Source organism: Roseibium sp., assembly GCF_048261595.1.
In the GTDB taxonomy this organism is placed as follows: domain Bacteria; phylum Pseudomonadota; class Alphaproteobacteria; order Rhizobiales; family Stappiaceae; genus Roseibium.
This window is the reverse complement of the sequence record NZ_JBLXFW010000002.1, coordinates 714,352-738,427: the sequence shown is the minus strand read 5'-3', so window position 1 is coordinate 738,427 and position 24,076 is coordinate 714,352. Positions and strand designations below refer to the sequence as shown.

The 24,076-nt window shown below is 58.8% G+C and carries 24 protein-coding genes; 13 read left to right on the top strand and 11 right to left on the bottom strand.

What is annotated here, in order from left to right:
- Positions 1 to 146 precede the first annotated feature (146 nt).
- The 8 genes from ACN0SY_RS10700 to ACN0SY_RS10665 all read left to right on the top strand — a co-directional run bounded on the left by ACN0SY_RS10700 (position 147) and on the right by ACN0SY_RS10665 (position 8,651).
- Positions 147 to 1,973, top strand: a complete 1,827-nt coding sequence (locus ACN0SY_RS10700; protein ID WP_417687105.1) for a M3 family oligoendopeptidase — start codon at positions 147 to 149, stop codon at positions 1,971 to 1,973.
- Between the two features lie 44 nt (positions 1,974 to 2,017).
- Positions 2,018 to 2,941, top strand: a complete 924-nt coding sequence (locus tag ACN0SY_RS10695; RefSeq protein WP_417687104.1) for a heme-dependent oxidative N-demethylase family protein — start codon at positions 2,018 to 2,020, stop codon at positions 2,939 to 2,941.
- A 71-nt stretch (positions 2,942 to 3,012) separates the two neighbouring features.
- On the top strand, positions 3,013 to 4,374 hold the full coding sequence (locus tag ACN0SY_RS10690; protein ID WP_417687103.1) for an ABC1 kinase family protein: 1,362 nt from the start codon (positions 3,013 to 3,015) through the stop codon (positions 4,372 to 4,374).
- Between the two features lie 140 nt (positions 4,375 to 4,514).
- Positions 4,515 to 4,796 carry an aa3-type cytochrome c oxidase subunit IV gene (locus ACN0SY_RS10685; protein WP_417687102.1) on the top strand — a complete coding sequence of 94 codons (282 nt, stop codon included), beginning with the start codon at positions 4,515 to 4,517 and terminating at the stop codon, positions 4,794 to 4,796.
- Positions 4,797 to 4,859: 63 nt separating this feature from the next.
- A complete protein-coding gene (locus ACN0SY_RS10680; RefSeq protein ID WP_417687100.1) occupies positions 4,860 to 5,999 on the top strand; it encodes a Re/Si-specific NAD(P)(+) transhydrogenase subunit alpha in 1,140 nt (379 codons plus the stop codon).
- Positions 6,000 to 6,011: 12 nt separating this feature from the next.
- A complete protein-coding gene (locus ACN0SY_RS10675; RefSeq protein WP_417687098.1) occupies positions 6,012 to 6,491 on the top strand; it encodes a proton-translocating transhydrogenase family protein in 480 nt (159 codons plus the stop codon).
- Between the two features lie 14 nt (positions 6,492 to 6,505).
- Positions 6,506 to 7,900 carry an NAD(P)(+) transhydrogenase (Re/Si-specific) subunit beta gene (locus ACN0SY_RS10670; RefSeq protein WP_417687096.1) on the top strand — a complete coding sequence of 465 codons (1,395 nt, stop codon included), beginning with the start codon at positions 6,506 to 6,508 and terminating at the stop codon, positions 7,898 to 7,900.
- 79 nt (positions 7,901 to 7,979) lie between these two features.
- Complete coding sequence (locus ACN0SY_RS10665; RefSeq protein ID WP_417687095.1) at positions 7,980 to 8,651, top strand: RluA family pseudouridine synthase; 672 nt, start codon at positions 7,980 to 7,982, stop codon at positions 8,649 to 8,651.
- Between the two features lie 10 nt (positions 8,652 to 8,661).
- Here the strand turns inward: ACN0SY_RS10665 and ACN0SY_RS10660 are convergent, their stop codons facing one another.
- The 3 genes from ACN0SY_RS10660 to rpsU form a co-directional block, all read right to left on the bottom strand.
- Positions 8,662 to 9,255, bottom strand: coding sequence for an NAD(P)H-dependent oxidoreductase (locus tag ACN0SY_RS10660; protein ID WP_417687093.1), 594 nt, complete (start codon positions 9,253 to 9,255; stop codon positions 8,662 to 8,664).
- Between the two features lie 73 nt (positions 9,256 to 9,328).
- Positions 9,329 to 10,177, bottom strand: coding sequence for a tetratricopeptide repeat protein (locus tag ACN0SY_RS10655; RefSeq protein WP_417687091.1), 849 nt, complete (start codon positions 10,175 to 10,177; stop codon positions 9,329 to 9,331).
- A gap of 197 nt (positions 10,178 to 10,374) precedes the next feature.
- The gene (gene rpsU / locus ACN0SY_RS10650) at positions 10,375 to 10,602 is read right to left on the bottom strand and encodes a 30S ribosomal protein S21 (RefSeq protein ID WP_417687089.1); all 228 of its coding nucleotides are present in this window, start codon (positions 10,600 to 10,602) and stop codon (positions 10,375 to 10,377) included.
- 314 nt (positions 10,603 to 10,916) lie between these two features.
- Between rpsU and ACN0SY_RS10645 the strand changes: the two genes are divergently transcribed.
- Complete coding sequence (locus ACN0SY_RS10645; RefSeq protein WP_417687087.1) at positions 10,917 to 12,308, top strand: MATE family efflux transporter; 1,392 nt, start codon at positions 10,917 to 10,919, stop codon at positions 12,306 to 12,308.
- A 63-nt stretch (positions 12,309 to 12,371) separates the two neighbouring features.
- Here the strand turns inward: ACN0SY_RS10645 and ACN0SY_RS10640 are convergent, their stop codons facing one another.
- The 3 genes from ACN0SY_RS10640 to ACN0SY_RS10630 all read right to left on the bottom strand — a co-directional run bounded on the left by ACN0SY_RS10640 (position 12,372) and on the right by ACN0SY_RS10630 (position 14,305).
- Entirely contained in the window at positions 12,372 to 13,466 is a 1,095-nt protein-coding gene (locus ACN0SY_RS10640; RefSeq protein ID WP_417687085.1) for a 5-(carboxyamino)imidazole ribonucleotide synthase, read from the bottom strand.
- Between the two features lie 40 nt (positions 13,467 to 13,506).
- Complete coding sequence (gene purE, locus ACN0SY_RS10635) at positions 13,507 to 13,995, bottom strand: 5-(carboxyamino)imidazole ribonucleotide mutase (protein ID WP_417687083.1); 489 nt, start codon at positions 13,993 to 13,995, stop codon at positions 13,507 to 13,509.
- Between the two features lie 103 nt (positions 13,996 to 14,098).
- Positions 14,099 to 14,305, bottom strand: coding sequence for a YdcH family protein (locus ACN0SY_RS10630; protein WP_417687081.1), 207 nt, complete (start codon positions 14,303 to 14,305; stop codon positions 14,099 to 14,101).
- A 333-nt stretch (positions 14,306 to 14,638) separates the two neighbouring features.
- Between ACN0SY_RS10630 and ACN0SY_RS10625 the strand changes: the two genes are divergently transcribed.
- A complete protein-coding gene (locus ACN0SY_RS10625; protein WP_417687079.1) occupies positions 14,639 to 14,821 on the top strand; it encodes a YdcH family protein in 183 nt (60 codons plus the stop codon).
- Positions 14,822 to 14,883: 62 nt separating this feature from the next.
- On the opposite strand, the gene ACN0SY_RS10620 is transcribed toward ACN0SY_RS10625, so the two are convergent.
- Both ACN0SY_RS10620 and ACN0SY_RS10615 read right to left on the bottom strand, forming a co-directional pair.
- Positions 14,884 to 16,518, bottom strand: a complete 1,635-nt coding sequence (locus tag ACN0SY_RS10620; RefSeq protein ID WP_417687078.1) for an acyl-CoA synthetase — start codon at positions 16,516 to 16,518, stop codon at positions 14,884 to 14,886.
- A 110-nt stretch (positions 16,519 to 16,628) separates the two neighbouring features.
- Positions 16,629 to 17,390, bottom strand: a complete 762-nt coding sequence (locus ACN0SY_RS10615) for a sulfite exporter TauE/SafE family protein (protein ID WP_417687076.1) — start codon at positions 17,388 to 17,390, stop codon at positions 16,629 to 16,631.
- A gap of 184 nt (positions 17,391 to 17,574) precedes the next feature.
- On the opposite strand from ACN0SY_RS10615, the gene ACN0SY_RS10610 reads away from it, so the two are divergent.
- Complete coding sequence (locus ACN0SY_RS10610) at positions 17,575 to 19,482, top strand: propionyl-CoA synthetase (RefSeq protein WP_417687074.1); 1,908 nt, start codon at positions 17,575 to 17,577, stop codon at positions 19,480 to 19,482.
- A gap of 98 nt (positions 19,483 to 19,580) precedes the next feature.
- Positions 19,581 to 20,372, top strand: a complete 792-nt coding sequence (locus tag ACN0SY_RS10605; protein WP_417687072.1) for an SDR family NAD(P)-dependent oxidoreductase — start codon at positions 19,581 to 19,583, stop codon at positions 20,370 to 20,372.
- Between the two features lie 23 nt (positions 20,373 to 20,395).
- On the opposite strand, the gene ACN0SY_RS10600 is transcribed toward ACN0SY_RS10605, so the two are convergent.
- On the bottom strand, positions 20,396 to 22,216 hold the full coding sequence (locus ACN0SY_RS10600) for an ABC transporter transmembrane domain-containing protein (protein ID WP_417687070.1): 1,821 nt from the start codon (positions 22,214 to 22,216) through the stop codon (positions 20,396 to 20,398).
- Between the two features lie 248 nt (positions 22,217 to 22,464).
- On the opposite strand from ACN0SY_RS10600, the gene rpmE reads away from it, so the two are divergent.
- Positions 22,465 to 22,689, top strand: a complete 225-nt coding sequence (gene rpmE, locus ACN0SY_RS10595) for a 50S ribosomal protein L31 (RefSeq protein WP_417667681.1) — start codon at positions 22,465 to 22,467, stop codon at positions 22,687 to 22,689.
- 133 nt (positions 22,690 to 22,822) lie between these two features.
- Here the strand turns inward: rpmE and ACN0SY_RS10590 are convergent, their stop codons facing one another.
- A complete protein-coding gene (locus tag ACN0SY_RS10590; protein ID WP_417687205.1) occupies positions 22,823 to 23,353 on the bottom strand; it encodes a DUF1465 family protein in 531 nt (176 codons plus the stop codon).
- Positions 23,354 to 23,778: 425 nt separating this feature from the next.
- Positions 23,779 to 23,976, bottom strand: coding sequence for a DUF1192 family protein (locus ACN0SY_RS10585; protein WP_417687068.1), 198 nt, complete (start codon positions 23,974 to 23,976; stop codon positions 23,779 to 23,781).
- Positions 23,977 to 24,076 lie beyond the last annotated feature (100 nt).

The following is a 24,076-nucleotide window of genomic DNA, read 5'->3' as shown; positions in this document are numbered from 1 at the left end:
GCCATCCTGGTACGAGAGCGGTAAACAAATCGTCCAGCCAATCGGAAAAATTTGACTGCCCCACAATTGCGGTGGAGGGGGTCCGCAGCCTAAACATCGAAGGGAGTTAGAAAACTTCCCGAGCGATTTGCCGTTGGAGATTGCACATGCTTTTCGATCCCTATGTTCGTTCCCTCGCAGAAGGTGCTGCCGGAGAGGATCTGGGTTCGCTGCCGGAATGGGATCTTGCGGACCTCTATTCGGCTATAGACGCGAGTGAGGTCGAAGCAGACCTCGAAGCGTCGCTGGCACGTGCCAAGACCTTCGAAACTTCCTACAAGGGGCGGCTTGCTGATCTGGCATCCTCGAATGTCGGCGCTCTTGTGACGGCGATCCGCGCCTACGAGGATCTGGAAGATCTGCTTGGGCGACTGATCTCCTATGCGGGTCTGACCTATGCAGGCAACACGACCGATCCGAAAATCCAGAAATTCTATGGCGATGTTCAGGAGCGGATTACGAGCGCCAGCTCGCATCTCCTTTTCTTCGGTCTTGAGCTGAACCGCGTGGATGACGACACTCTGGAAAAGGCGATGGAGGATCCTGGCCTTGACCACTACCGGCCGTGGATTGAGGATCTGCGCAAGGAAAAGCCCTACCAGCTCGAGGATCGGGTCGAGCAGCTGTTTCATGAAAAGTCGGTAACCGGCCGAGGAGCCTGGAACCGTCTCTTCGATGAAACCATGGCGTCCCTGCGCTTCGAAGTCGACGGCAAGGAGCTCGCGATCGAGGCGACCTTGAACCTGTTGCAGGACAAGGAGCCGCAGAAGCGGGAAATAGCCGCGGGGGCTCTAGCCAAGGTATTCGGCGAAAACCTTCGTACCTTCACGCTGATCACCAACACGCTGGCGAAGGACAAGGAAATCTCGGACCGCTGGCGCAAGTTTGGTGACATCGCCGACAGCCGGCACCTGTCCAACCGCGTCGAGCGGGAAGTCGTCGACGCCCTTGTCGCAGCGGTCAGGGACGCCTATCCGCGCTTGTCGCACCGCTATTATGCGATGAAGGCGCGCTGGCTTGGCGTCGAACAGCTGAATCATTGGGATCGCAACGCACCGCTACCGGCTGCGGACAACCGTGTCATTCCGTGGCAGGATGCCAAGGCGACTGTCCTGTCGGCCTACGGCAAGTTCTCACCTGAAATGGCCGATATCGCCGAACGCTTTTTCGACCGCAACTGGATCGACGCGCCCGCGCGCCCCGGCAAGGCTCCCGGAGCGTTCGCTCACCCCACCGTTCCGAGCGCCCATCCCTACGTTCTCGTCAATTATCTTGGCAAGACACGCGATGTCATGACCTTGGCCCATGAGCTCGGTCATGGCGTTCACCAGGTCCTTGCAGGCCACAACGGTCCATTGATGGCTCCCACACCACTGACGCTTGCCGAAACGGCAAGTGTCTTTGGCGAGATGCTTACGTTCCAGTCCCTTTTGGAGCGCACCACTACCAAGGAAACGCGAAAGGTCATGCTGGCAAGCAAGGCCGAGGACATGATCAATACCGTCGTGCGCCAGATCGCGTTCTATACGTTCGAGCGCAAGCTCCATACGGAACGCCGAAATGGGGAGTTGACGTCGGACAAGATCGGGGAACTCTGGCTCGACGTGCAGAAGGAAAGCCTGGGCCCTGCGATCCGCCTCAATCCGGGATACGAGTCCTTCTGGACATATATCCCGCATTTCATTCATTCGCCGTTCTACGTCTATGCCTATGCCTTCGGCGATTGCCTCGTGAATTCGCTCTACGCTGTCTACCAGGATGCGGAGACCGGCTTCCAAGAAAAGTATTTTGACCTGCTCAGGGCTGGCGGGACCAAGCATCATTCCGAGCTTCTTGCTCCCTTTGGGCTGGATGCGAGCGATCCGTCGTTCTGGAAGAAGGGCCTGTCGGTCATCGAGGGAATCATCGACGAACTTGAAGAGCTCGATAGCTGACGCTCTTGCGGTGAACTGCGGCGAGAGGCAGGTGAATTCGAGTGATGTTCGCTCATACGCCATATGACGGCTCGAAACAGCCCTTCACGGTCGGGCTGGAGCCGATCGGTGAGTGCAGCTGGCTGGAGCCCGACGAACATTTCGCTGCTCACCTGGAGCGCAAGGCTGAGCTCCTTGCGTCAGGGCAGGATACCGTCTTCCGGGCAGAGCCGGAGACCGCCGCTTCTCAAAGAGAGGTGCTCGAACTCATAACCGCGAACTTGTCCCATTATCACCGCGATGTGTTCGATACAGAATCGGGTGCATTGAAGTTCGCAGCTTGCGAGAAAGTTGGGAGCGGCCTTCCGAACGCGGATCTCATCCGGGCGGCCATGCTGGTCCAGGAAGATCTGGTTCTCATGCGGAATGCAGACGACGGATATAGGCTGGCAGCGGCGTGCCTGTGTTTTCCGTCGTCGTGGTCTCTTGCCGAAAAATTCGGCCATTCGATGCACGCGATTCATGAGCATGTCCCGGGTTTCAACAACGGGCGCATGGGGGCTATCGTCGCGCGGATCTTCGACAACCTTAAGGTCGGGCAGCTCGTGGCCCGCTTCAACTGGTCGGTGTATGACAGTCCGGAATTGCACAGACCGGTTGGACGAACCTTGCTCGCTGACTGTGGCGATGAGGCAGATACTCTGGCCCGCTTGTTCGTGCGCGTCGAACGTCAGACGCTGCGGCGGTTGCCGGGTTCGGGTGACATCCTGTTCACGATCAAGATCCATCATGATCCGCTGAAGGCGCTGTTGGGCCATCCGCATGGCAGTGAACTCGCCGCAGGACTTCGCAACCAGCTACTGGGCCTTGATCCGGACCAGCTTGCCTACAAGGGCTTGCATGCTCAGAGGGATATGCTGGTGCGCCAACTGACCGAGATCGAAGAAGGCGCAACCTCTTCTGCGGTTGCCAGCACTGCAGCAATCTGACGCTGGTCAAATGCGCAGAGCTGTCTACATGGATGGAGAGCGCGCGTCCTCGTTTCAGGAGTAACGGCATAATGTCCGCAGAGAAGGATCGGGAAAGCAATCGCCTGACGGGCCGGATCGGTCGATATGCCCGCGTCGGCACCAATGTCGGGGGGATTGCGGCAAAGATGGCCGGTGCCCGACTTTTCGGTCTTGAACTGGATAACGAGAAGCACGCGATTGAACTGGCCTCGGCGCTCGGTGGTCTTAAAGGGCCGCTGATGAAGGTCGCGCAACTTCTGTCGACGATCCCGGACGTGCTGCCACCGGAATACACGGCCGAGTTGGCGAAGCTGCAGGCCGATGCACCACCAATGGGCTGGGCGTTCGTAAAGAGGCGCATGCGTGCCGAACTCGGTGCCGATTGGCAGAGCCGCTTTGCCGAATTCGATAAGGCGCCATCGGCGGCGGCATCTCTTGGACAGGTTCATCGGGCGACCTCTCATGAGGGCGCCGATCTGGCATGCAAGCTTCAGTATCCCGACATGGCCTCCGCGGTTGAGGCCGACCTGCGCCAGCTACAAGTTCTGTTTTCGATACATCGACGCATGCAGCCGGCAATCGATACACGGGAAATCGCGATGGAAATCGGAGAGCGTGTCCGCGAGGAACTCGATTATCGACGCGAAGCGGCAAACATGGCGGCCTACCGGACGATCTTCGAGCAAAACGACCGAATACGCGTGCCAGACGTTAAATCCGATCTGTCGACCGGCCGGCTCCTGACCATGGGCTGGCTGGAGGGTGAGCCGCTGCTTTCCTTCCGGGAGCATTCGCTGGAGGAGCGCAACCGAATTGCCGAAACGATGTTTCACGCATGGTGGCACCCGTTCAGCCACTTCGGGCTGATCCATGGCGATCCGCATCTGGGGAACTACACGGTCTTTTCCGATGAAAGCCAACCGGCGGGAATCAACCTTCTCGATTACGGCTGCATTCGCATTTTCCCTGCGAATTTTGTCGCAGGAGTTGTCGATCTGTATCTCGGATTGCTTGAAGACGACGAAGCCCGCATTGTTTCTGCCTATGAGCGTTGGGGTTTCAAGGGACTTACGAAAGACCTGATCGAGGTGCTCAATGTCTGGGCTCGTTTTATTTATGGGCCTCTGCTGAGCGACAGGGTACGGTCGATCGCCGACGGTATCAGTCCTGCCGAATATGGCCGCAAGGAAGCGTTCCGGGTTCACAAGGCGTTGAAGGAACTTGGCCCGGTAACCGTCCCTCGTGAGTTTGTCTTCATGGACCGTGCAGCCATTGGTCTAGGTGGGGTTTTTCTTCATTTGCGGGCAGAATTGAACTTCTATCAGCTGTTTAACGAGCAAATTGAACACTTTAGTGTCGAGAAGGTCGGGCAGCGACAGAAGGAGTTACTGCGGGGCGCCGGGTTGAAGTGACGCGGTGACGGGACGAGCGGTCACTTTGCCGCAGAACAAGCCTTGCGTTTGACGATAACCTCTGCGCTAAACATTGCTCCAAGAGAGGGCTTTATTGTAAAGACCTCTGTCGAACTGTGATTTTGAAACCGGGGGACTGAATGTCTGACAACTCCGCACCTGCCATGGATTACGCTGCTCACGAAGCGACCTATGAGGGCTTCATCAACTTCTCCAAGGTTGGCACTATTGCCGTGCTCAACGTTGTTCTGTGCCTGATCCTTTTTGCCTTCGGTGGCACCGCCGCGACCGTATTCGGCTGGATCATGCTGGTCGGCACCCTCGTTGCCGCTGCCATCGGTCTCGCACTTGGTGCCAAGGGCTGGATCCCGTCCGCAGCCGTTTTCGTCCTGACCGGCTTGCTTGCCATCCTGACGGTTTAAAGGGCTCAGCCCGCCTTTCCGGCAACCCGGAAAGGCCATGTTTATTCCTAGGGGAGGGTACCGATGAAGATTGCTGTGCCGCGCGAGACAGACGCGGTTGAAACCCGGGTGGCCGCCACTCCGGATACGGTCAAGAAGCTGGTCGGGCTGGGCGCGACTGTTGCCGTTGAAAAGAATGCAGGAGCCAAGTCCCGCATTCTCGATGCGGACTTTGCCGCAGCCGGGGCGACCATCGTGGATGATGCTGCCGGTGTCTACAAGGACGCCGACGTGGTTCTGAAAGTTCGCCGTCCGGCAGCTGCCGAACTCAAGCTGATGAAGTCCGGCGCAATGGTCATTGCGACCATGGATCCGCATGGCAACGAAAAGGACGTGGAAGCGATGGCGAAAGCCGGCGTCGCCGCGTTTGCCATGGAGTTCATGCCGCGCATTACCCGCGCTCAGGTCATGGATGTGCTCTCCTCGCAGGCGAACCTCGCCGGCTATCAGGCCGTCATCGAAGCTGCCGCGGAATACGACCGCGCCATGCCGATGATGATGACCGCAGCCGGTACTGTTCCCGCTGCACGCGTCTTCGTAATGGGTGCAGGCGTCGCGGGACTGCAGGCGATCGCGACCGCCCGCCGTCTTGGCGCAGTCGTGACCGCTACCGACGTTCGTCCGGCCGCCAAGGAACAGGTCGAGTCTCTCGGAGCGAAGTTCATCGCCGTCGAGGATGAAGAGTTCAAGCAGGCCGAGACCGCCGGCGGTTATGCCAAGCAGATGTCTGAAGAGTATCAGAAGAAGCAGGCCGAACTGGTGGCTTCCCATATTGCCAAGCAGGACATCGTCATCACCACGGCGCTGATCCCTGGCCGACCGGCTCCCAAGCTTGTCAGCAAGGAAATGCTGGCCAGCATGAAGGACGGTTCGGTTCTGGTCGACCTGGCTGTTGAGCGTGGCGGCAACGTCGAAGGCGCAAAGCCTGGCAAGGTTGCGAGCGTTTCGGGTGTGAAGATCGTTGGCCATCTCAATATGGCCGGTCGTATCGGTGCATCGGCTTCTGCCCTTTATGCAAAGAACCTGATCGCTTTCCTTGAGACCATGATCGACAAGGAAACCAAGGCGCTCATGCCTGATTGGGACGACGAGCTGGTCAAGGCGACCGTCCTGACACGCGACGGCAAGGTGGTTCATCCCGCCTTCGCTCCGGCAGAAGCTTAAGAGGGGGATGTCATGAGCGAGTTGTCTAAAGCTGAGGCGCTGGAACGTGCAAATGCGGCTGCTGATGCCGCGCGAGAAGCTGCGGCCACCGCACAGGAAGCTGCCAGCGCGGCACAGACCTACGCGGATCAGATTGCGGGCGCTGCCGGTGATGTGATGACGCAAGCAGCAGCAACGGCGGCAGGCGGGGCTATCGAGCCGTTTGTCTTCCTGTTCTCGGTTTTCGTGCTGGCGATCTTCGTCGGCTACTACGTTGTCTGGTCGGTGACCCCGGCTCTGCACACGCCTCTGATGGCAGTGACCAACGCGATCTCCTCGGTGATCGTTGTCGGTGCTCTGCTGGCAGTTGGCGTTGATCTGACGTCCGGCGACGGCGCCATGATGGCGCGCGTATTCGGATTTCTGGCTCTTGTCCTGGCTAGCGTGAACATATTCGGCGGGTTCCTTGTGACCAGCCGCATGCTTGCCATGTACAAGAAGAAGCAGCGCTAAGGGGAGGCCGGTTGATGTCTGCAAATCTTACGGCGCTGCTCTACCTGCTGTCAGCAGTGCTCTTCATCATGGCCCTTCGTGGCCTTTCAAGCCCGGAAACCTCGCGCAAGGGCAATCTTTACGGCATGGTCGGCATGGCCATTGCCGTCGTGACCACGCTGCTCGCCAGCGGCGTTACGTTCGGATCGGGCATCCTGATCCTTGCTGGCGTCGGTATCGGTGGTGGCATCGGTGCGGTGATTGCGAAGCGCATTCCGATGACCGCAATGCCCCAGCTCGTCGCAGCCTTCCACTCGCTGGTTGGTCTTGCTGCGGTTTTCGTCGCTGCCAGTGCTCTCTACGCTCCGGTCGCATTCGGCATCGGTGAACCTGGCCATATCCATGCCCAGGCTCTTGTTGAGGCGGCAGTCGGCGCGGCAATCGGTGCCATTACCTTCACCGGTTCCGTCATCGCCTTCCTCAAGCTGGATGGCCGTATGTCGGGCAAGCCGATCATGCTTCCGGCTCGCCACCTGATCAACATCCTGCTGGCTGCCGGCCTGGTTCTGCTGGTCATCGGTCTGGTGAATACCGAGAGCACAATGCTGTTCTGGCTTCTGGTGCTGGTATCGTTCCTGTTCGGTATTCTCATCATCATCCCGATCGGCGGCGCAGACATGCCGGTGGTCGTGTCGATGCTGAACTCCTACTCGGGTTGGGCAGCAGCTGGCATCGGCTTCACCCTCGGCAACATGGCCCTGATCATCACGGGTGCGCTCGTGGGTTCGTCCGGCGCGATCCTGTCCTACATCATGTGTAAGGGCATGAACCGCTCGTTCATTTCGGTGATCCTTGGTGGCTTCGGCGGTGAAACCGCGACTGTCAGTGGTGGCGGCGAAGATGATCGTCCGGTCAAGCAGGGTGCTGCGGAAGATGCTGCCTTCATCATGAAGAACGCTTCCAAGGTCATCATCGTGCCCGGTTACGGCATGGCGGTTGCCCAGGCGCAGCACGCTCTTCGCGAGCTTGCCGACACGCTGAAGGAAGAAGGCGTCGAAGTTAAATACGCCATCCACCCGGTTGCAGGTCGTATGCCTGGTCACATGAACGTTCTGCTGGCGGAAGCCAACGTGCCCTATGACGAGGTCTTCGAACTGGAGGACATCAACTCGGAATTCGCTCAGGCGGACGTGGTGTATGTCATTGGTGCGAACGACGTGACCAACCCGGCGGCGCGCGACGATCCGCAGTCTCCGATTTACGGCATGCCGATCCTCGACGTGGACAAGGCGGGCACGGTTCTGTTCGTAAAGCGCGGCATGGGCTCGGGCTATGCCGGTATCCAGAACGAGCTTTTCTTCCTCGACCGGACGATGATGCTCTTCGGCGATGCCAAGAAGATGACCGAGGAAATCGTCAAGGCGATGTAATGGTCTCTTTCGAGAGTTTGAAAGGCGCGGGATCATTCTCGCGCCTTTTGTTTTTGTGCAGGTCGCGTATAAGCGCGTCATGATTCAGCGCCCGCCAGAGCCTTTCGTTTACGCCCCGCCGCAAGAGCCGTTTCTGGAGGTGCTCTATGCCGATGAGCATCTTCTGGTGGTCGATAAACCGTCGGGTCTCCTGAGCGTGCCTGGAAAGGCTGCTGAACATTCGGATTGCATCGAAGCTCGCGCCCAGTCCCTCTATCCGCAGGCGCGCATCGTACATCGGCTGGATATGGATACGTCCGGGGTGATGGTCCTCGCGATGAATGCACAGGCCCTTCGGCACCTCGGTCTGCAGTTCGAGCGCCGCAAGACTGCAAAGATGTATATTGCTGACGTCTGGGGTGAGGTTGACGGGGACGCGGGTGAAATCGATTTGCCATTGCGCTGCGACTGGCCGAATCGGCCAAAACAAATGGTCTGTCACGAGCACGGCCGCAAGGCGACAACCCGCTGGCAGGTGGAGAGCCGCCAGTCGCTGACGACACGGGTGCATCTCTTCCCGGAGACCGGCAGGTCGCATCAGCTGCGCGTGCACATGCTCAATCTCGGGCATCCCATTCTCGGGGATCGCTTCTATGCGCATGGTGAAGCATTAGATGCGGCAGACCGCCTGCGCCTGCACGCCGATACGTTGACACTGCATCATCCCGATACCGGTGAACGCGTCACGTTTCAGGCGCCGTGCCCCTTCTGAAATCCCGCTTTCAGATCGCCTGCTTGCCGAGGTCTTCCACCTTCGCGAGCCAGCGCTTCCTCTTGTCGTCGGAAACCATCTCGACCATGCCGAAGACCGTGTCCCGTACCGGGCTGAAACCGATGAACTTAAGAATGTTCCGTTCAAGTGCCTTGAGCCCGTGGGACAGGAACCACAATCGGTAGACGAGGCCCGGCATGCCCATCGTGGTGATGATCCGAGCGGACTTGCCTTTCAGCTTGCCTTTTGGGAAGGCATTTTCCGCCGTGTCTTCAAAAGCTGTGTCCCTGTGCAGAACCTGTTCCAGGAAGCCTTTCAGAAGTGCCGGCATGCTGCCCAGCCACAGCGGAAAAATGATCGTGACATGATCGGCGGCCAAGAGGGTGTCCCTGGCAGGGATGAGGCTATCGGGTGTCGGGTCTTCGGCGAAAGCCTTGGGGGAGCGCAGTAACGGGAAGTCCAGGTCCGCGAGTGAAATCAGCGAAACCTTATGGCCAGCGTGTCGTGCGCCCTTGCAATAGGAAAGCGCGAGTGCGTGACAGAAATGGGCCGGGTCAGGGTCTGGGTGTCCATCAATGACGACGACAGATTTCGACTTGGCCATGACTTCTATCCTCTGTTGACGGCAAGCATCGACAGAGGATCGCCCGGCTGATGCCGGGATGCCTTGATTGAAATCAGAGGAGGTTCTGTCCCTTGCTGACGCGAGCGAATCCCTCGCGCGCCAGGTCGTTGGAGGCGTCCAGATTCAGTGCCTTGTTGTAGTTGCGGCGGGCATCCTTGGTCTTGCCAAGCATTTCGAGGGCCACGCCACGGTTCGCCCATGCCACAGACGAGCGCTGGTCGAGATTCACAGCCATCGATAGGTCGGAGAACGCGGCGTTCGGATCATTGATGGCAAGATAGGAAATGCCACGCGCCACATAGGGCTCGTCCGCATTCGGGTTGAGGCCTATCGCCGTTGCGAAATCCTCAATGGCACGCTGGTGCTGACCCTGGGCCTGAAGGATCAGGCCGCGATTATGATAGGCGCGTGCGTCCGAGCTGTTCCGGGCAATCACCGTGTTGAAATCGCTCAAGGCCGGGCCGAATTGACCGGTCTGCCGATAGGTGTTGCCGCGACCGACATAGGCTACATCATAGTCGGGCTTGATGTTGATGGCGCGGTCATAGTCTGCAATGGCGGCCTGCATCTGCCCCGCCCGACGATAGACCAGAGCACGGTTCGCATAGGCCTGGTGAGACCGGGGATCGAGCTGAAGGGCGATGTTGAAGTCGGCAATCGCCTCATCCAGTTTGCCGGCCTGACCATAAGCGATGCCGCGGGTGTTGTAGGCGTTTGCGTCCCGTGGGTTCGCTTCGATCACGGCGGTCAGAGACTGGATGTTGGCAGCAGATCCTGCCGCGGTATCGATCGGAACGCCGTCATAAACAGACGACTGGCAGGCAGCCAGAAAAACGGCAAACCCGATGGTCGCAAGTCTGGCGATACGAGAAAATGTCGTGTCACTTTCTGTAGGTGCCAAGCGAGATTGTTTCATCGGTCTTTGTTGCCTGTCGTCTGTTGAAATCGGTCGTGGGCGCACGTGCGCCGAGCGAGCCTGTCTGTTTGGATCAGTCACATACGTTTTGACAGCACAAAAAGCCGGCGGCAAGGCGCAGCCGGCTTTGATTTCGGATAACCGTCAAATTTGAACGGATCCGGCCTGCTTGCGAGAAGGCCTTAGTGGCGGCTCGAGCGACCCGGGAGGAGACCCTCACGCTGCGCCTGCTTGCGGGCGAGCTTGCGCGCACGACGGATGGCTTCGGCCTTTTCACGAGCTTTCTTGACGGAAGGCTTTTCGAAATGGCCGCGGAGCTTCAACTCCCGGAAGACGCCTTCACGCTGCAATTTTTTCTTCAGCGCCCGAAGCGCCTGATCGACGTTGTTGTCGCGAACCAGAACCTGCACGCGTTTGTTTCCTGTCTTGTAACAGCTGCCATGAGCTGTTTCGTTTGGAAGAAAATTGCGATCGCTACCCGCGGGTTGGTCTGCACATCCTGACCGGGCCCGTCGCATGCGCGCGGTCATATCAAAGAGCTTGTCACTTGTCCACAGGCAATTATAAATAGCTGGCGATGATAGTTCTATCTTTGATTGTATTTCTCAGGCCCGGTTCCTCCTCTGTTTGTAGACAGGCAGTTTGTGCGGGTATAGACCGGCGGCCTGCCGGCCTGCCTTCAAGTCCCCTATCGGCAGCAAATCGTCGCGAAATGGAGGGCTGATTGAAGCCGGATCGTCAAGGATCAGACGTTGCATCGCCTTTCTCAGGGCTGTGGCAATCCGATATCCGCCCGACATTGTCGCTTGGCTTGCCTCTTGCCGGTGCGCAGCTCGCCCAGATGGGCATCAATACCACCGATGTGTTGATGATCGGTCGCCTTGGCGCCGAGCCGTTGGCTGCCTCGGTCCTGGCCTTCAACATGTGGATGCTGCTCTGGTTCTTCGGAATGGGAATCATCCAGGCGGTGATACCGCTTGGAGCGAGAGCGCGTGGGCGACGAGCGGCGAGGGAACTTCGGCGTACCGTCCGGATGGGACTGTGGATTTCGGTTCTCTACTGTCTCCCCGCCTGGTGCCTTACCTTCTTTACCGAAGAAATCCTGGTGGCACTCGGGCAGCAGCCAAAAATCGCGGCGTTGGCTGGCGAGTACATGGGCGCGCTCCAATGGTCGCTCCTCCCGGCTCTGGCGATCATGGCTGTGCGCGGGTTCCTGACGATCATGGAGCGGTCCAAGATGGTGCTGCTCGCGACGCTGGCAGGTGTCTTGGTCAATGCGGTTCTCGATTACCTGCTGATCTTCGGTGCGTTCGGCTTTCCGCGTCTGGAACTGATCGGGGCCGGGATTGCATCGGTTGTGACGTCCATGAGCACGTTCCTGATCCTCCTGGTCTACGCGACCAACCGCAGGGGATTGAAACGCTATGCTATCCTTGGCCGGATTTGGCGCTCGGACTGGGTTGTTCTTGCAAGGATCCTGCGTCTCGGACTTCCCATCGGCCTGACCCTGGTCGCGGAAGGAGGTCTGTTTGCTGCCTCCTCGGTGCTCATGGGCTGGATCGGGACAATCCCGCTGGCAGCTCACGGCATTGCCTTGCAGATCTCGTCAATCACATTCATGGTCCCGGTGGGGCTTAGCCAGGCCGCACTGACCCGCGTCGGCTATGCCGCGGGCAGGAACGATCCCGTCGCCATCGGTCGGGCGGGCTGGGCCGCGCTCGGTATCACCTTCGCCTTCATGTCCTGCTTTGCGGTCATGTTCTGGCTGATTCCGGAAACGCTGGCGTCGCTCTATCTGGATCTCGACAATCCCAAGTCGGCGGAAGTCATTTCGCTCGCTGTGTCTTTCCTGGCGGTCGCCGCGATATTCCAGATTGCCGATGGGGCGCAGATCATCGGGCTCAACAACCTGCGTGGTCTGGGCGACACGACGATACCGCTGATCTATGCGGGTGTCGGATACTGGGTGATCGGGATCAGCCTGTCCCTCGGCCTTGGGTTCGGCATGGGGATTGGTGGTGTTGGCGTATGGACGGGTCTTGCAGGCGGACTTGCCTTCGTCGGCGTCCTGACCAACATCCGCTTTTACAAGCGTGACCAGCTGAACCTGATTTGAGAACCGGCATGTGTCTCCTGTCAGAGCTGTCCGTGCGGTGGCTCTGATACAGGCAACTCAGGCTCACTCCGATTTCGGAGAGAGCCGGTTCACGTGGCCCATCTTGCGACCGGGACGCGCTTCTTCCTTGCCATAAAGATGCAGGCGGGCATTTCCTTCCGACAGGATTTGCGGCCAGCGCTCGCAATCCGCCCCAATCAGGTTTTCCATCACAACGTCGGAATGGCGTGTGCAGCTTCCCATCTGCCAGCCTGCGACGGCGCGCATGTGTTGCTCGAATTGTGAGGTAAGGCAGGCGTCCTCGGTCCAGTGGCCCGAGTTGTGTACGCGTGGCGCGATCTCGTTGACGAGCAGAACCTCGTTCTCGCCGCTGCCGCTGAGGAACATTTCGACGCCCATGACGCCGACATACTCCAGACTGGAGGCGATGCTGATCGCCATCTCGCGAGCCTTTGCCGCCGTTGCAGCAGATACGTTCGCAGGCACCGTCGAAGTCTTCAGGATGTGGTGCTCGTGATGGTTCTCAGCCACATCGTAGGCATCACAATTGCCGTCCACATCACGGCAGACGATGACCGAAACTTCGCGATCAAACGGAATCAGCCGCTCCAGAACCGCCGGGGCACGACCGATCTTGTCGAAGGCACCGACAGCGTCCGCAGCTGCGCGGATCATCACCTGGCCCTTGCCGTCATATCCGAAGCGGCGGGTCTTCAGGACACCTTCGCCACCGAAGTCTTGAAGAGCGGCGGTAAGGTCCTGGTCACTGTCGACTGTCGCGTAGTCCGCAATCTGGACCCCGGCCGAGCGCAGGAATTCCTTTTCGTGGAAACGGTCCTGCGAAACTTCCAGGGCCTTCACTCCCGGACGTACCGGGAGACGGTCTGCGAGCAGCGCGGCCGTAGGTCCGGGAACGTTTTCAAATTCGTACGTGACGACGGAGCAAGCAGACGCGAACACCTCAAGCGCTGCAACGTCCTCATAGGGGGCCACGGTGAAGGCGTTTGCGACCTCGAAGGCCGGACTGTTGAGGTCCGGGCAGAAAATATGGGTCTTCAGACCCAGGCTTGCTGCCGCCAGAGACAGCATCCGTCCAAGCTGTCCGCCGCCCAGGATCCCTATTGTATCTCCAGGGGAAAGGCGGATGTCGGTGCTCATGGACGCGTCCTCTTGTTCAGCATTGCGAATGAAACAGCGTTCAGTCGTTTACCGGGCGTTCGGTAACCGCCGCGGTACGGGCGCTGCGATAGTTGTCCAGGGTCGTCTCGACAGCGGGGTTCATCAGTGCAAGCACCGCCGCTGCAAGCAGCGCGGCGTTCGTGGCTCCGGCCTTGCCGATTGCCAGCGTGCCGACAGGTATGCCGCCAGGCATCTGGACGATGGAAAGCAGGCTGTCCTCGCCGGACAGCGCACGGCTTTCGACCGGAACACCGAAAACCGGCAGAGGGGTCAATGCGGCTGTCATACCGGGAAGGTGCGCTGCGCCGCCAGCACCGGCGATAATCACCTTGAAACCTTCGGCCTTCGCGCCCTTGGCGAATTCGTACATCCGATCGGGAGTCCGGTGCGCTGATACGATCCGCGCGTCGTAGCTGATGCCAAGTTCGTCGAGAACGTCAGCTGCGTGTTTCATCGTCGGCCAATCCGACTGGCTGCCCATGATGATAGCGACTTCAGCTTTAGACACGTCTTTCAACCCCGATTTGCGACCGCCCCTGTGGAAGGCGCGGAGTATAGGCACGACGAGGGGGTATGCAAGGTGTCTTTTTGACCGGCAGAGGAGTGCCCGATCAAGCGATAATGTCCGGGAAAAGCTGATCTTCAAGCACGGCGATGCGGTCCTTGATCATGAGCTTCTTCTTTTTCAGGCGCTGCAGCTGCAAGGCGTCGGAATTGCCGGCTGACGATAGCGCCTCGACAGCGGCATCCAGATCCCGGTGCTCCTGTCGCAATTGGGCCAATTCCATGCGCAGGGCTTTTTCTTCGTTATCGGCCATTAATCTCCCCCGGGACCCTCTGATACCGGACCGGATCCGGTCAAAGGTGAGGCATTCTTCACAGGCATCCACAGCGTGCGCAGGGCGCGCATGTCGTTCGGACTAGGGATGCCACATAGCGATCCGGCATGCAATTCCATTAAGCTGCTGAAGAACCAACGATGTTCCGATACTTCAACCTTCGGGGTGCGGTTTTAGGCTTTTTAAAGGCTGACTTCGGGAAAAGAGAGTAAGACGGCGAAATTATCGTTCCTCTGCGGAAACAGGGTTCGACAACCAGATATCGCTGTGGCAGGCTCAACTTGTTTGGCCCAACAAACAGGAGGCAATTCCATGTCAATGCAGTCTCATCTCGCAGAGCTCGAGCGCCGTCACGCCGCCCTGGAAGAAATGATCGAAGATGCAAAGCTCCACCCGAGCACCGACTCTCTGGAATTGTCGAAAATGAAGCGCAAGAAACTCATGATCAAGGACGAGATCGAGCGAATACGCAACAATGGCGAAACGCTTCATTGACGACGGGAACTCCGTTTTGTGCGCCGCGGTCTTCACCGCGGCGTTTTTCTTTGTAGCGGGTGTCAGAGCGCCTTGGCCTGCTCGCGCAGCGAAAATTTCTGGATCTTGCCTGTCGACGTTTTCGGCAGCTCGCAAAAGACCACGGTTCGGGGCGCCTTGAAGTTGGCCAGGTGCTCACGGCAAAAAGCGATCAGGTCGCTCTCCGATACAGCTGAACCTGAGCGCAGTTCCACGAAGGCGCAGGGCGTCTCTCCCCATTTCTCATCAGGCCTTGCGACAACTGCGGCCGATTGGACGTCAGGGTGCTTGTAGAGAACATCCTCGACCTCAATTGAAGAAATGTTCTCTCCGCCGGAGATGATGATGTCCTTGGAGCGGTCCTTGAGCTGGATGTAGCCATCGGGATGAAGGACGCCAAGATCTCCAGAATGGAACCAACCGCCAGCGAACGCTTCTTCTGTCGCTTCACGGTTCTTCAGATACCCCTTCATAACCACGTTGCCACGGAACATGACTTCGCCGATGGTCTGTCCATCGGAGGGGACCGGCTGCATGGTTTCCGGATCGAGGACCGTCAAGCCCTCAAGCGCCACATAGCGCACGCCCTGGCGTGCCTTCTTCTTGGCCTGTTCCGGCCCGCTGAGGCTATTCCACTCGTCCTTCCAGTCGTTGACGACGGCGGGGCCGTAGACTTCGGTCAGCCCATAAAGATGGGTGACGTTGAAGCCCGCATCTTTCATGGCTGCGAGAACGCTCTCGGGGGGAGGGGCCGCCGCGGTGAAAAACTCTACGACACGATCCAGATCGCGCTTGTCGTCAGAGGCCGCATTGAGCAGGGTCGACATGATGATCGGCGCTCCGCACAGATGGGTGACACTTTCATCGGCGATAAGATCCCACATGACTTTCGGGCGAACCCAGCGAAGACAAACGTGGGTGCCGGCGACAACCGAAAGTGACCACGGGAAGCACCAGCCGTTGCAGTGGAACATCGGCAGGGTCCAGAGATAGACCGGATGCTTCGCCATCGATGCGGTCAGTACGTTCGCCTGCGCGAGCAGATAGGCGCCCCGGTGATGATAGACGACGCCCTTCGGATTGCCCGTTGTTCCGGAAGTGTAGTTCAGGGAGATCGCATCCCATTCGTCGGCGGGGAGCTTCCACTCGAACTCGGGATCTCCGCTCGCCACGAACTCCTCATAGTCCAGCGTGCCCAGGCATTCTCCGTCTTGAGGGAAGACCGGGTCGGAATAGTCGATCACGATCGGTTTGGTTTTTGCCAATGCCAGGGCTTCCTTGATCACTGGCGCGAACTCGCGATCGGTGATCAGAACCTTGGTATTGGCGTGGTCGAACTGGAAGGCGATGATGGCGGCATCAAGACGGGTGTTGAGGGAGTGAAGGACCGCGCCTGCCATCGGTACGCCATAGTGGGCCTCGAGCATCGGCGGAACATTCGACAGCATCACGCTGACGGTGTCCTTGCTTGCGACGCCCATTCTCGACAGGGCCGAAGCGAGCTGGCGGCTCCGTGCATAGAAGGTCCGATAGTCATAACGTTGGTGTCCATGGACCACGGCCAGCCGCTCGGGAAAGACGTCAGCAGCCCTGGCAAGGAAGCTCAGGGGGCTCAGCGGCGTGTAGTTCGCGGCATTCTTTTCAAGACCGTCGTCGAATGGATTGATGTCGCTGATCATGCCCGGATCCTCCCTCGTTTTCTGGACCGGCGCATTTTAAAGCGGCATCTGATCTGTTTCGCAACGTATCTAAAGGCTTAGATCGGGCGTCACGGGGTGAGGGACCTGGTTCAGATCAGACTGAAGATGCCGTCCCAGACCAGCTTGATCCCGATCACGACCATGACCGCATAGATAAGGCCGTAGAAAAGATCCTGGTTCACGATCTTTACCAGCTTCACGCCGGCAAGAGTTGCAATCGGCGCAAGCGGCAACAGGACAGCCGATGTCGCAAGGTTCGTGGTGTCGAATTGCCCCAGCATGAAATAGGGGACCAGTTTCACCGCGTTCACGACGCTGAAGAAGATCACCGCGGTCCCGGCGAAAAGCGTCGGGGCCAGCTTCAGCGGGACCATGTAAAGTTGAAAGGGCGGCCCGCCGGTATGGCTGACGAAACTCGTAAAGCCGGCAATCAGACCCCAGAAGCTGCCCTTCGCTGCGCTGTGTTCGGCTGAGCCCAGCTTGCGTTTGCGCTTCAACAGGTAGTCGGCAACGAAAAGCAGGGACAAAGTGCCGACAAGCAGGCGGACGAATGCTTCGTTGACGAAGGCTGCCGTTGCCCAGCCGACGCCAATGCCGACAAGTGCTGCCGGGAGGAGAATGATAAGGCTTTTTCGGTCTGCATGCCCCCTGTAGGCGAACAGTCCGACGATATCCATCGCGACCAGAATCGGAAGCATGATGCCGGCCGCCTGGATCGGCGAGATGACGAGAGCCATCAATGGAACGGCAAGCATGGCCATCGAGCCGCCGAAGCCGCCTTTCGACAAGCCTGCGACAATCACAGCAGGGATTGCCGCGAAGTAGAAAATCGGGTCCGTGATCGGAAACATCTGCGCCGCCAGAACGGGGTATGAGGAGCGTCAATCAATCACGCCGGGCGGAATACGTAAAGACCCTTCCCCTTCGAATGTCGTACTATCGAGGTCTTGCGCAGTGCACTGCCCATAACGCACAGTCTCGGCGAATAACTCCAGCGTCATGAGTATGATGCGGTTTGCGGGAGGAGCGAACGAAATGGCGAGCAGATATGCCGAGACCTATGCGTCCTGGAAGTCTGATCCTGAAGGTTTCTGGGAAAAGGCAGCGTCCGAGATCGACTGGTCCCGAAAGGGGAGCAAGGTGTTCGATCCGGCCCAGGGTCAGTACGGCCGCTGGTTCCCGGAATGGGAGTGCAACACCTGCTACAATTGCCTCGACCGCCATGTCGAACGTGGAAGGCGCGGTCAGCCGGCGCTGATCTACGACAGCCCCATAACAGGCAAGCAAGCCAGCTACACCTACGAGGAACTGCTGGACCGCGTTCAGGCCATCGCAGCGGTCATGCAGGATCAGGGTATTGGCAAAGGTGACCGGGTCATCATCTACATGCCAATGATCCCAGAGGCGGCGATGGCCATGCTGGCCTGCGCAAGGCTGGGAGCTATCCATTCTGTCGTGTTCGGTGGTTTTGCCGCGCATGAACTTGCTACGCGGATTGATGACGCGACGCCCAAGGCGATTATCGCCGCTTCCTGCGGCATCGAGCCGGGCCGGGTCATCGCGTACAAGCCCCTGATCGATGCCGCAATCGAGCAGGCGAAACACAAGCCTCAGACCTGTCTGGTGTTTCAGCGCCAGGAACAGCTCGCCGAGTTGATACCCGGACGTGATCATGATCTTGGCAAGCTGCAGGATGAGGCGCTCGCTGCCGGCCGCGAGGTTGCCTGCGTTCCTGTCAATGCCACCGACCCTCTCTACGTTCTTTATACGTCCGGTACCACCGGCCAGCCGAAGGGCGTGGTTCGGGACAACGGCGGCCATATGGTCAGCCTAAAGTGGTCGATGTCGAATCTCTACAATATCGAGCCTGGAGAAGTCTTCTGGGCGGCATCCGATGTGGGTTGGGTCGTCGGCCATTCCTACATCGTCTACGGGCCTCTGTTGCACGGCTGCACGACGATAATGTTCGAAGGCAAGCCGGTAGGTACACCGGATGCCGGTGTCTTCTGGCGGGTGATTTCGGAGCACTCGGTCGTCTCCCTGTTCACTGCCCCGACCGCTTTCCGTGCGATCCGCAAGGAAGATCCGGAGGGCAAACTGATTGCGGATTATGACCTGTCGCAGTTCAGGGCGCTGTTCCTCGCAGGCGAGCGTGCCGATCCCGAAACCGTCAACTGGGCGGCGGACCAGCTGCAAGTTCCTATCGTGGATCACTGGTGGCAGACAGAGACTGGCTGGTGCATGGTCGGCAATCCACTGGGTCTTGGACGCCTGCCGGTCAAGCCCGGCTCGCCGACTGTTCCGATGCCTGGCTACGATGTGCAGATCCTGGACGACGCAGGCCACCCGCTGCCGGCAGATACGCTCGGCAATATCGTCGTCAAATTGCCGTTGCCACCAGGGTGTCTGCCGACGCTCTGGAATGCAGATCAGCGGTTCCACGATGCGTATCTGGCCGAGTTCCCCGGCTACTACAAGACGTCCGACGCAGGGATCATCGACGGCGATGGCTACCTGTCGATCATGTCGCGGACCGACGACATCATCAACGTTGCGGGTCACCGCCTTTCGACCGGGGCGATGGAAGAGGTCCTCGCCACCCATCAGGATGTCGCGGAATGCGCGGTCATCGGTATCGCTGACAAGCTGAAGGGGCAGCTGCCCTGCGGGTTCGTCGTGCTCAAGGCCGGTGTGAACCGTCCGCATGAGGAAATCGAGGCAGAACTGGTCAAGCTGGTGCGCAATCAGATTGGACCGGTGGCGGCGTTTAAGATCGCGATCACCGTCGATCGTCTTCCCAAGACACGTTCCGGCAAGATTCTGCGTGGAACCATGCGCCAGATCGCCGACCAGGAGCAGTACAAGGTGCCGGCGACGATCGACGATCCCGCGATCCTCGATGAAATCACTGCTGCCCTCGCTGCTCACGGCATTGGCAGTTGATCAGGGAAAACCCCATCGACAGTCGCAAGACATCCTCTTATGGTTCGGGTCGCCGCTTCGGCGGCCCGAATTCTTTTTAAAAGGCCAAGAGGTTTCAAGTGTCCCTTGAGAATAAGGTAGCCATCGTCACCGGCGCTGCGCGCGGTATCGGCTATGCGGTTGCCAAGCGTTTCGTCACGGATGGTGCCAAGGTTGTGGTTGCAGACGTCGATGACGAGGCCGGTCAGGCAGCGGTCGAAGAGCTGCAGAAGATTGGTGAGGCCACCTATATCCATTGCAACGTTGCCGAACGTCTCGACGTTCGCAACATGGTGGCGGAAACCCTCAACGCCTATGGTGACGTCGATGTTCTGGTGAACAACGCCGGTATTGTGGTTGGTGCCGATTTTCTCGAACTGGAGGAAGAGGATCTTGATCGCGTTCTGTCGATCAATCTGAAAGGTACCTTCCTTTGCAGCCAGGCGGTGGCCCGGCACATGGTCGAGAAGGTTCAGAACGGCGGGGAAGCCGGCTGCATCATCAACATGTCGTCGATCAACGCAGTGCTCGCCATCCCGAACCAGATTCCCTACTGCGTTTCCAAGGGCGGTGTACAACAGTTGACCAAGACGACAGCACTGGCGCTGGCGCCACATGGCATTCGCGTCAACGCCATCGGTCCGGGTTCGATCATGACCGACATGCTGGCCTCTGTGAATGACGATCCGGCTGCGCGAAACCGCATCCTCTCGCGCACACCGATGGAACGTGTCGGTGATCCGGCCGAGATCGCCGGTGTCGCCGCCTTCCTGGCGTCTTCGGACGCAAGCTACGTCACCGGTCAGACCATCTATGCCGATGGTGGCCGCATGCCACTCAACTATACGGTTGCGGTGCCCAGCGAAGACTGAGCTGCGATACGCTATTGATGTCCTCAGCTCCGTGGAGCTGAGGCCGTTGCAATACTGGCCCCTGCATCGAATTGCAGCCGGGCCAGTTTTGCGTAGAGGCCGCCCTGTTGTGTCAATTCGGCATGGGTGCCGATCTCCACGATCCTGCCGCCATCCATGACGACGATCCTGTCGGCTTTAAGCACTGTCGCCAGTCGATGGGCGATGACCAGCGTGGTGCGCCCTTCCATCAGGTGGTCGAGGGCTTTTTGAACAAGGTGTTCGCTCTCTGCATCCAGGGCACTGGTCGCCTCATCGAGCAGCAGCACCGGTGCGTTTTTCAGGATCGCGCGGGCGATGGCAATCCGTTGCTTTTGCCCGCCCGACAAGGTGATGCCACGCTCTCCCGACAGGGTGTCATAGCCGTCGGGAAGTTGTGTGATGAACTGGTGGGCCGAAGCGGCCTCTGCGGCTTTCTCGATCTCTTCCTGGGCAGCGCTTGGTTTGCCGTAGGCGATGTTCTCGCGGATGCTTGCGGCGAAGATGGCCGCTTCCTGTGGAACCAGCGCCAGGTGTTGTCGCAGCTCCTTCGGATCCATCCGGGTCAGGTCGATCCCGTTCAGGCGGACGGCACCGCTCGTTGGATCATAGAAGCGCATGAGCAGATGGAAGAGGGTTGATTTACCGGCGCCGGACGGGCCGACCACTGCAACGGTCTCACCGGGTGCGATATCCAGGGTGAGGTCACGGATCACGGGCGCGTTTTCCGCAGCTTCATATGCGAAGCTCACCCCGTCGAAGGAGACCGCTACCCTGTCCGGATCTGGCAAGGTGACCGGATTGGCTGGGGGTGATATTTGCGGGGTAAGAGCAAGCAGTTCAGCGAGCCTTTCGGCGGCTCCAGCCGCGAGGGACAGCTCGCCCCAGACTTCAGACAAGCCCGCCAGAGAACTGGCGGCGATGATCGAATAGAGCAGGAACTGGCTCAGTTCCCCTCCGGACATGGTGCCAGCCAGAACGCGGTTGGCACCGATCCACAGGACGGCGACGATGCTGGCGCCTATGATGAAGATCGCGAAGAAAGTCAGAACTGCCCGCGATCCTGTGGCTTTCCGGGCTGCGTGAAACGCGCTTTCGGCCGCACCGCGGAAACGGTTGGAGGCTATATCTTCATGAGTGTAGGCCTGAATGCTTCGGATGTTCGAGAGCATCTCTCCTGCATAGGCAGCGGCATCTGCAAGCGTGTCTTGCGCGAAGCGTGAGCGCTTGCGGACGTTCCTGCCGAAGCCGATGAGCGGCAGCAGGATGAGCGGGATTGCTGCCAGTACGATCGACGACAGACCCGGACTCGTGACGAGCATCATGATCACGGCGCCGATGAACAGCACCAGGTTGCGCATGGCAAGCGAGGCGCTTGCGCCGAAGGCCGACTTGATCTGGGTCGTGTCCGCCGTCAGGCGCGACAGGATTTCGCCCGACTTTGAACGGTCAAAGAAAGCGGAACTCATGTGGGCCATGTGCTCGAAGACATCGGCGCGCACATCTGCGACAACCCGTTCGCCGATCCACATCACCAGATAGTACCGAATGGCGCTGGCAACGGCGAGGGCTGCGACGACAGCCATGAGCAGAGCGAAGTAGTCGTTTATGAGCGCCGGATTGTCCCCCGCGAAGCCCTGATCGATCATGTGTCTCACGGCGGTCGGCAGGACAAGGGTGAAGACAGCTGCGGATACAAGCGCGATCAGGGCTCCGGCAACCATTCCCTTGCGCCGTGAAAGGTAAGGGGCGAGCTGAGCAAGTGGCCGGAGGTTGTTCCTGCGGATCTGTTCGGCGGCGTTGTTTTCGCTGCTGGCGTTTGCCAATTCTCTATCCTGAATTCGGTTGATCTGTGCAGGGCATAGACTTGGGCGATCAAAAGGCAAAAACCAAGATCAAAATTGCCGCGCAGGATTCGAAAACCCCTCTTGTTTCGTGGTCTCGCATGGGTTATAGCCCCAACCCATGTTTCTTGGGCTGCGTCCGAAACCGGATCGGCGGCCCTTTGTTTCGTTTGCACCATGGACTGTCTTTGCAGCCGCAGAGATGTCGAGGGTGCTGGAAAGGACCGGCCATGAAAGCGGATATTCATCCCGATTACCACACCATCAAGGTTGTCATGACCGATGGTACCGAATTCACCACCCGTTCCACCTATGGTGCGGAAGGCGATACCCTGACCCTCGACATTGATCCGACCTCTCATCCGGCATGGACCGGCGGTGACCGTCAGATCATGGACCGTGGCGGTCGCGTGTCCCGCTTCAAGAACAAGTACGCTGGCTTCCTGGGTTCATAAGACCCAAGCGAACCGCATGTTCGATACGGAAACCCGGCTTCGGCCGGGTTTTTTGTTGTCTTTGCCACAACAAAAAAAAGGCCGCCCAAAGGCGGCCCTGAAGTTATGAAGCTGTAGCTTTCGAGCTGATCGCTTAGCCGGCGCGACCGAAGGCTGCGTGCAACTGGCTGATCTGCGCGAAGACCGGATTGTCGTCTGCCTCAGCCGGTGTTTCATCCCGGTACAGCGCCTGATCCAGATGAACGATGCGCTCCTGCAGTCGTACCGAGCGCGAGACCAACGCCTTGAGGCTGTCAGGCAGGTCGTCCCAGGCGGCGCCGTTGGTCGCGCTGCTGAGCTTGTCGAGGCGTACCTTGTTCTTTTCAGAGCCGGCTTGTTCCTTCGACATTTCACCTTCGTTCACTGCGCGCTGTAGCAGGAGCCATGAGGCGAGCTGCATGAGGCGTGTGGTCAAGCGCATGGATTCGGTCGCATAGGCGAGTGAGGCCGGGCGTTCGAGCAGCTTTGCTTCGCTGCGGCCTTCGCCATCCAGATAGACGGCAGTTTCCTCGACCAGTGCCATTCCTTCGTCGAACAGCGACTGGAAGGTGTCTGATGTCGCAAGCCGCGGTGCGAAATTCACTGCCTCGGGTGCGCCGTTCAGATTGCTCTTGTCATCCGCCATTTTTCGTTGCGCCTTCTGCTGTTCGTCTGTCACGTGCCGTCTGTCCCGGATGTGGACCGCGATGTGCTGTGTCATCGTGGGTCTGTCTCATGCCGGGACGGTTCGGCGTCTTGCAAGGATGATTTGCAACGGGCATGCCAGATCGGACTGTCAGGTCATCTCGTTGGCGCGCTCGGACGTAACAGGGGCAACATAGTCTGTCGGTTGGGCAAAAAAAAGAGCCGCGTGACCGCGGCTCAAGGTCTTTAACAGGGAGGCGTCAAACAGAGTGGACAGTAGCCACTCGCGATCCAGATGACTGGATAGGTATGGTTATCGCTTGGAAAGCTTAATAATGAGTAAATGTCTAAAATTTTAGATATTATACTGCGTCAAAATCGGACACTTTGAAGCTCATGTGTCTCATATTGTCAAAAATTACTATCTTATGATTTGAAGAGAGCGTCCGCGGCGCTTCGAATATTCGCGCGTTGTGAAAGGGTTTCGCGGGTGCGCAGAATTTCGGCCTCGAGAGCGGCGATGCGATCTGCGAGATCTTGCTCCGAGTGTGCCGTCAAATCTTCGCCGACTGTTATGGCTCCGCTCGCCTTGTTTGCCGACGGTTTGAATTCGTCATCAAGCATGTGCTGTCTCCCGCGTGACTAGCCTCCGCGATATCGAAGGTGCAGCGTACCGTCTCCAAGGCCAATTGTCAGTCTCACTGTTGCGGGCTACACGAGTGGA

Coding starts and splice junctions, on each gene's coding strand:
- ACN0SY_RS10700 (WP_417687105.1), top strand. CDS start 147: ATGCTTTTCGATCCCTATGTTCGTTCCCTCGCAGAAGGTGCTGCCGGA.
- ACN0SY_RS10695 (WP_417687104.1), top strand. CDS start 2,018: ATGTTCGCTCATACGCCATATGACGGCTCGAAACAGCCCTTCACGGTC.
- ACN0SY_RS10690 (WP_417687103.1), top strand. CDS start 3,013: ATGTCCGCAGAGAAGGATCGGGAAAGCAATCGCCTGACGGGCCGGATC.
- ACN0SY_RS10685 (WP_417687102.1), top strand. CDS start 4,515: ATGTCTGACAACTCCGCACCTGCCATGGATTACGCTGCTCACGAAGCG.
- ACN0SY_RS10680 (WP_417687100.1), top strand. CDS start 4,860: ATGAAGATTGCTGTGCCGCGCGAGACAGACGCGGTTGAAACCCGGGTG.
- ACN0SY_RS10675 (WP_417687098.1), top strand. CDS start 6,012: ATGAGCGAGTTGTCTAAAGCTGAGGCGCTGGAACGTGCAAATGCGGCT.
- ACN0SY_RS10670 (WP_417687096.1), top strand. CDS start 6,506: ATGTCTGCAAATCTTACGGCGCTGCTCTACCTGCTGTCAGCAGTGCTC.
- ACN0SY_RS10665 (WP_417687095.1), top strand. CDS start 7,980: ATGATTCAGCGCCCGCCAGAGCCTTTCGTTTACGCCCCGCCGCAAGAG.
- ACN0SY_RS10660 (WP_417687093.1), bottom strand. CDS start 9,255: ATGGCCAAGTCGAAATCTGTCGTCGTCATTGATGGACACCCAGACCCT.
- ACN0SY_RS10640 (WP_417687085.1), bottom strand. CDS start 13,466: ATGAGCACCGACATCCGCCTTTCCCCTGGAGATACAATAGGGATCCTG.
- ACN0SY_RS10630 (WP_417687081.1), bottom strand. CDS start 14,305: ATGGCCGATAACGAAGAAAAAGCCCTGCGCATGGAATTGGCCCAATTG.
- ACN0SY_RS10625 (WP_417687079.1), top strand. CDS start 14,639: ATGTCAATGCAGTCTCATCTCGCAGAGCTCGAGCGCCGTCACGCCGCC.
- ACN0SY_RS10620 (WP_417687078.1), bottom strand. CDS start 16,518: ATGATCAGCGACATCAATCCATTCGACGACGGTCTTGAAAAGAATGCC.
- ACN0SY_RS10615 (WP_417687076.1), bottom strand. CDS start 17,390: ATGTTTCCGATCACGGACCCGATTTTCTACTTCGCGGCAATCCCTGCT.
- ACN0SY_RS10610 (WP_417687074.1), top strand. CDS start 17,575: ATGGCGAGCAGATATGCCGAGACCTATGCGTCCTGGAAGTCTGATCCT.
- rpmE (WP_417667681.1), top strand. CDS start 22,465: ATGAAAGCGGATATTCATCCCGATTACCACACCATCAAGGTTGTCATG.
- ACN0SY_RS10590 (WP_417687205.1), bottom strand. CDS start 23,353: ATGGCGGATGACAAGAGCAATCTGAACGGCGCACCCGAGGCAGTGAAT.
- ACN0SY_RS10585 (WP_417687068.1), bottom strand. CDS start 23,976: ATGCTTGATGACGAATTCAAACCGTCGGCAAACAAGGCGAGCGGAGCC.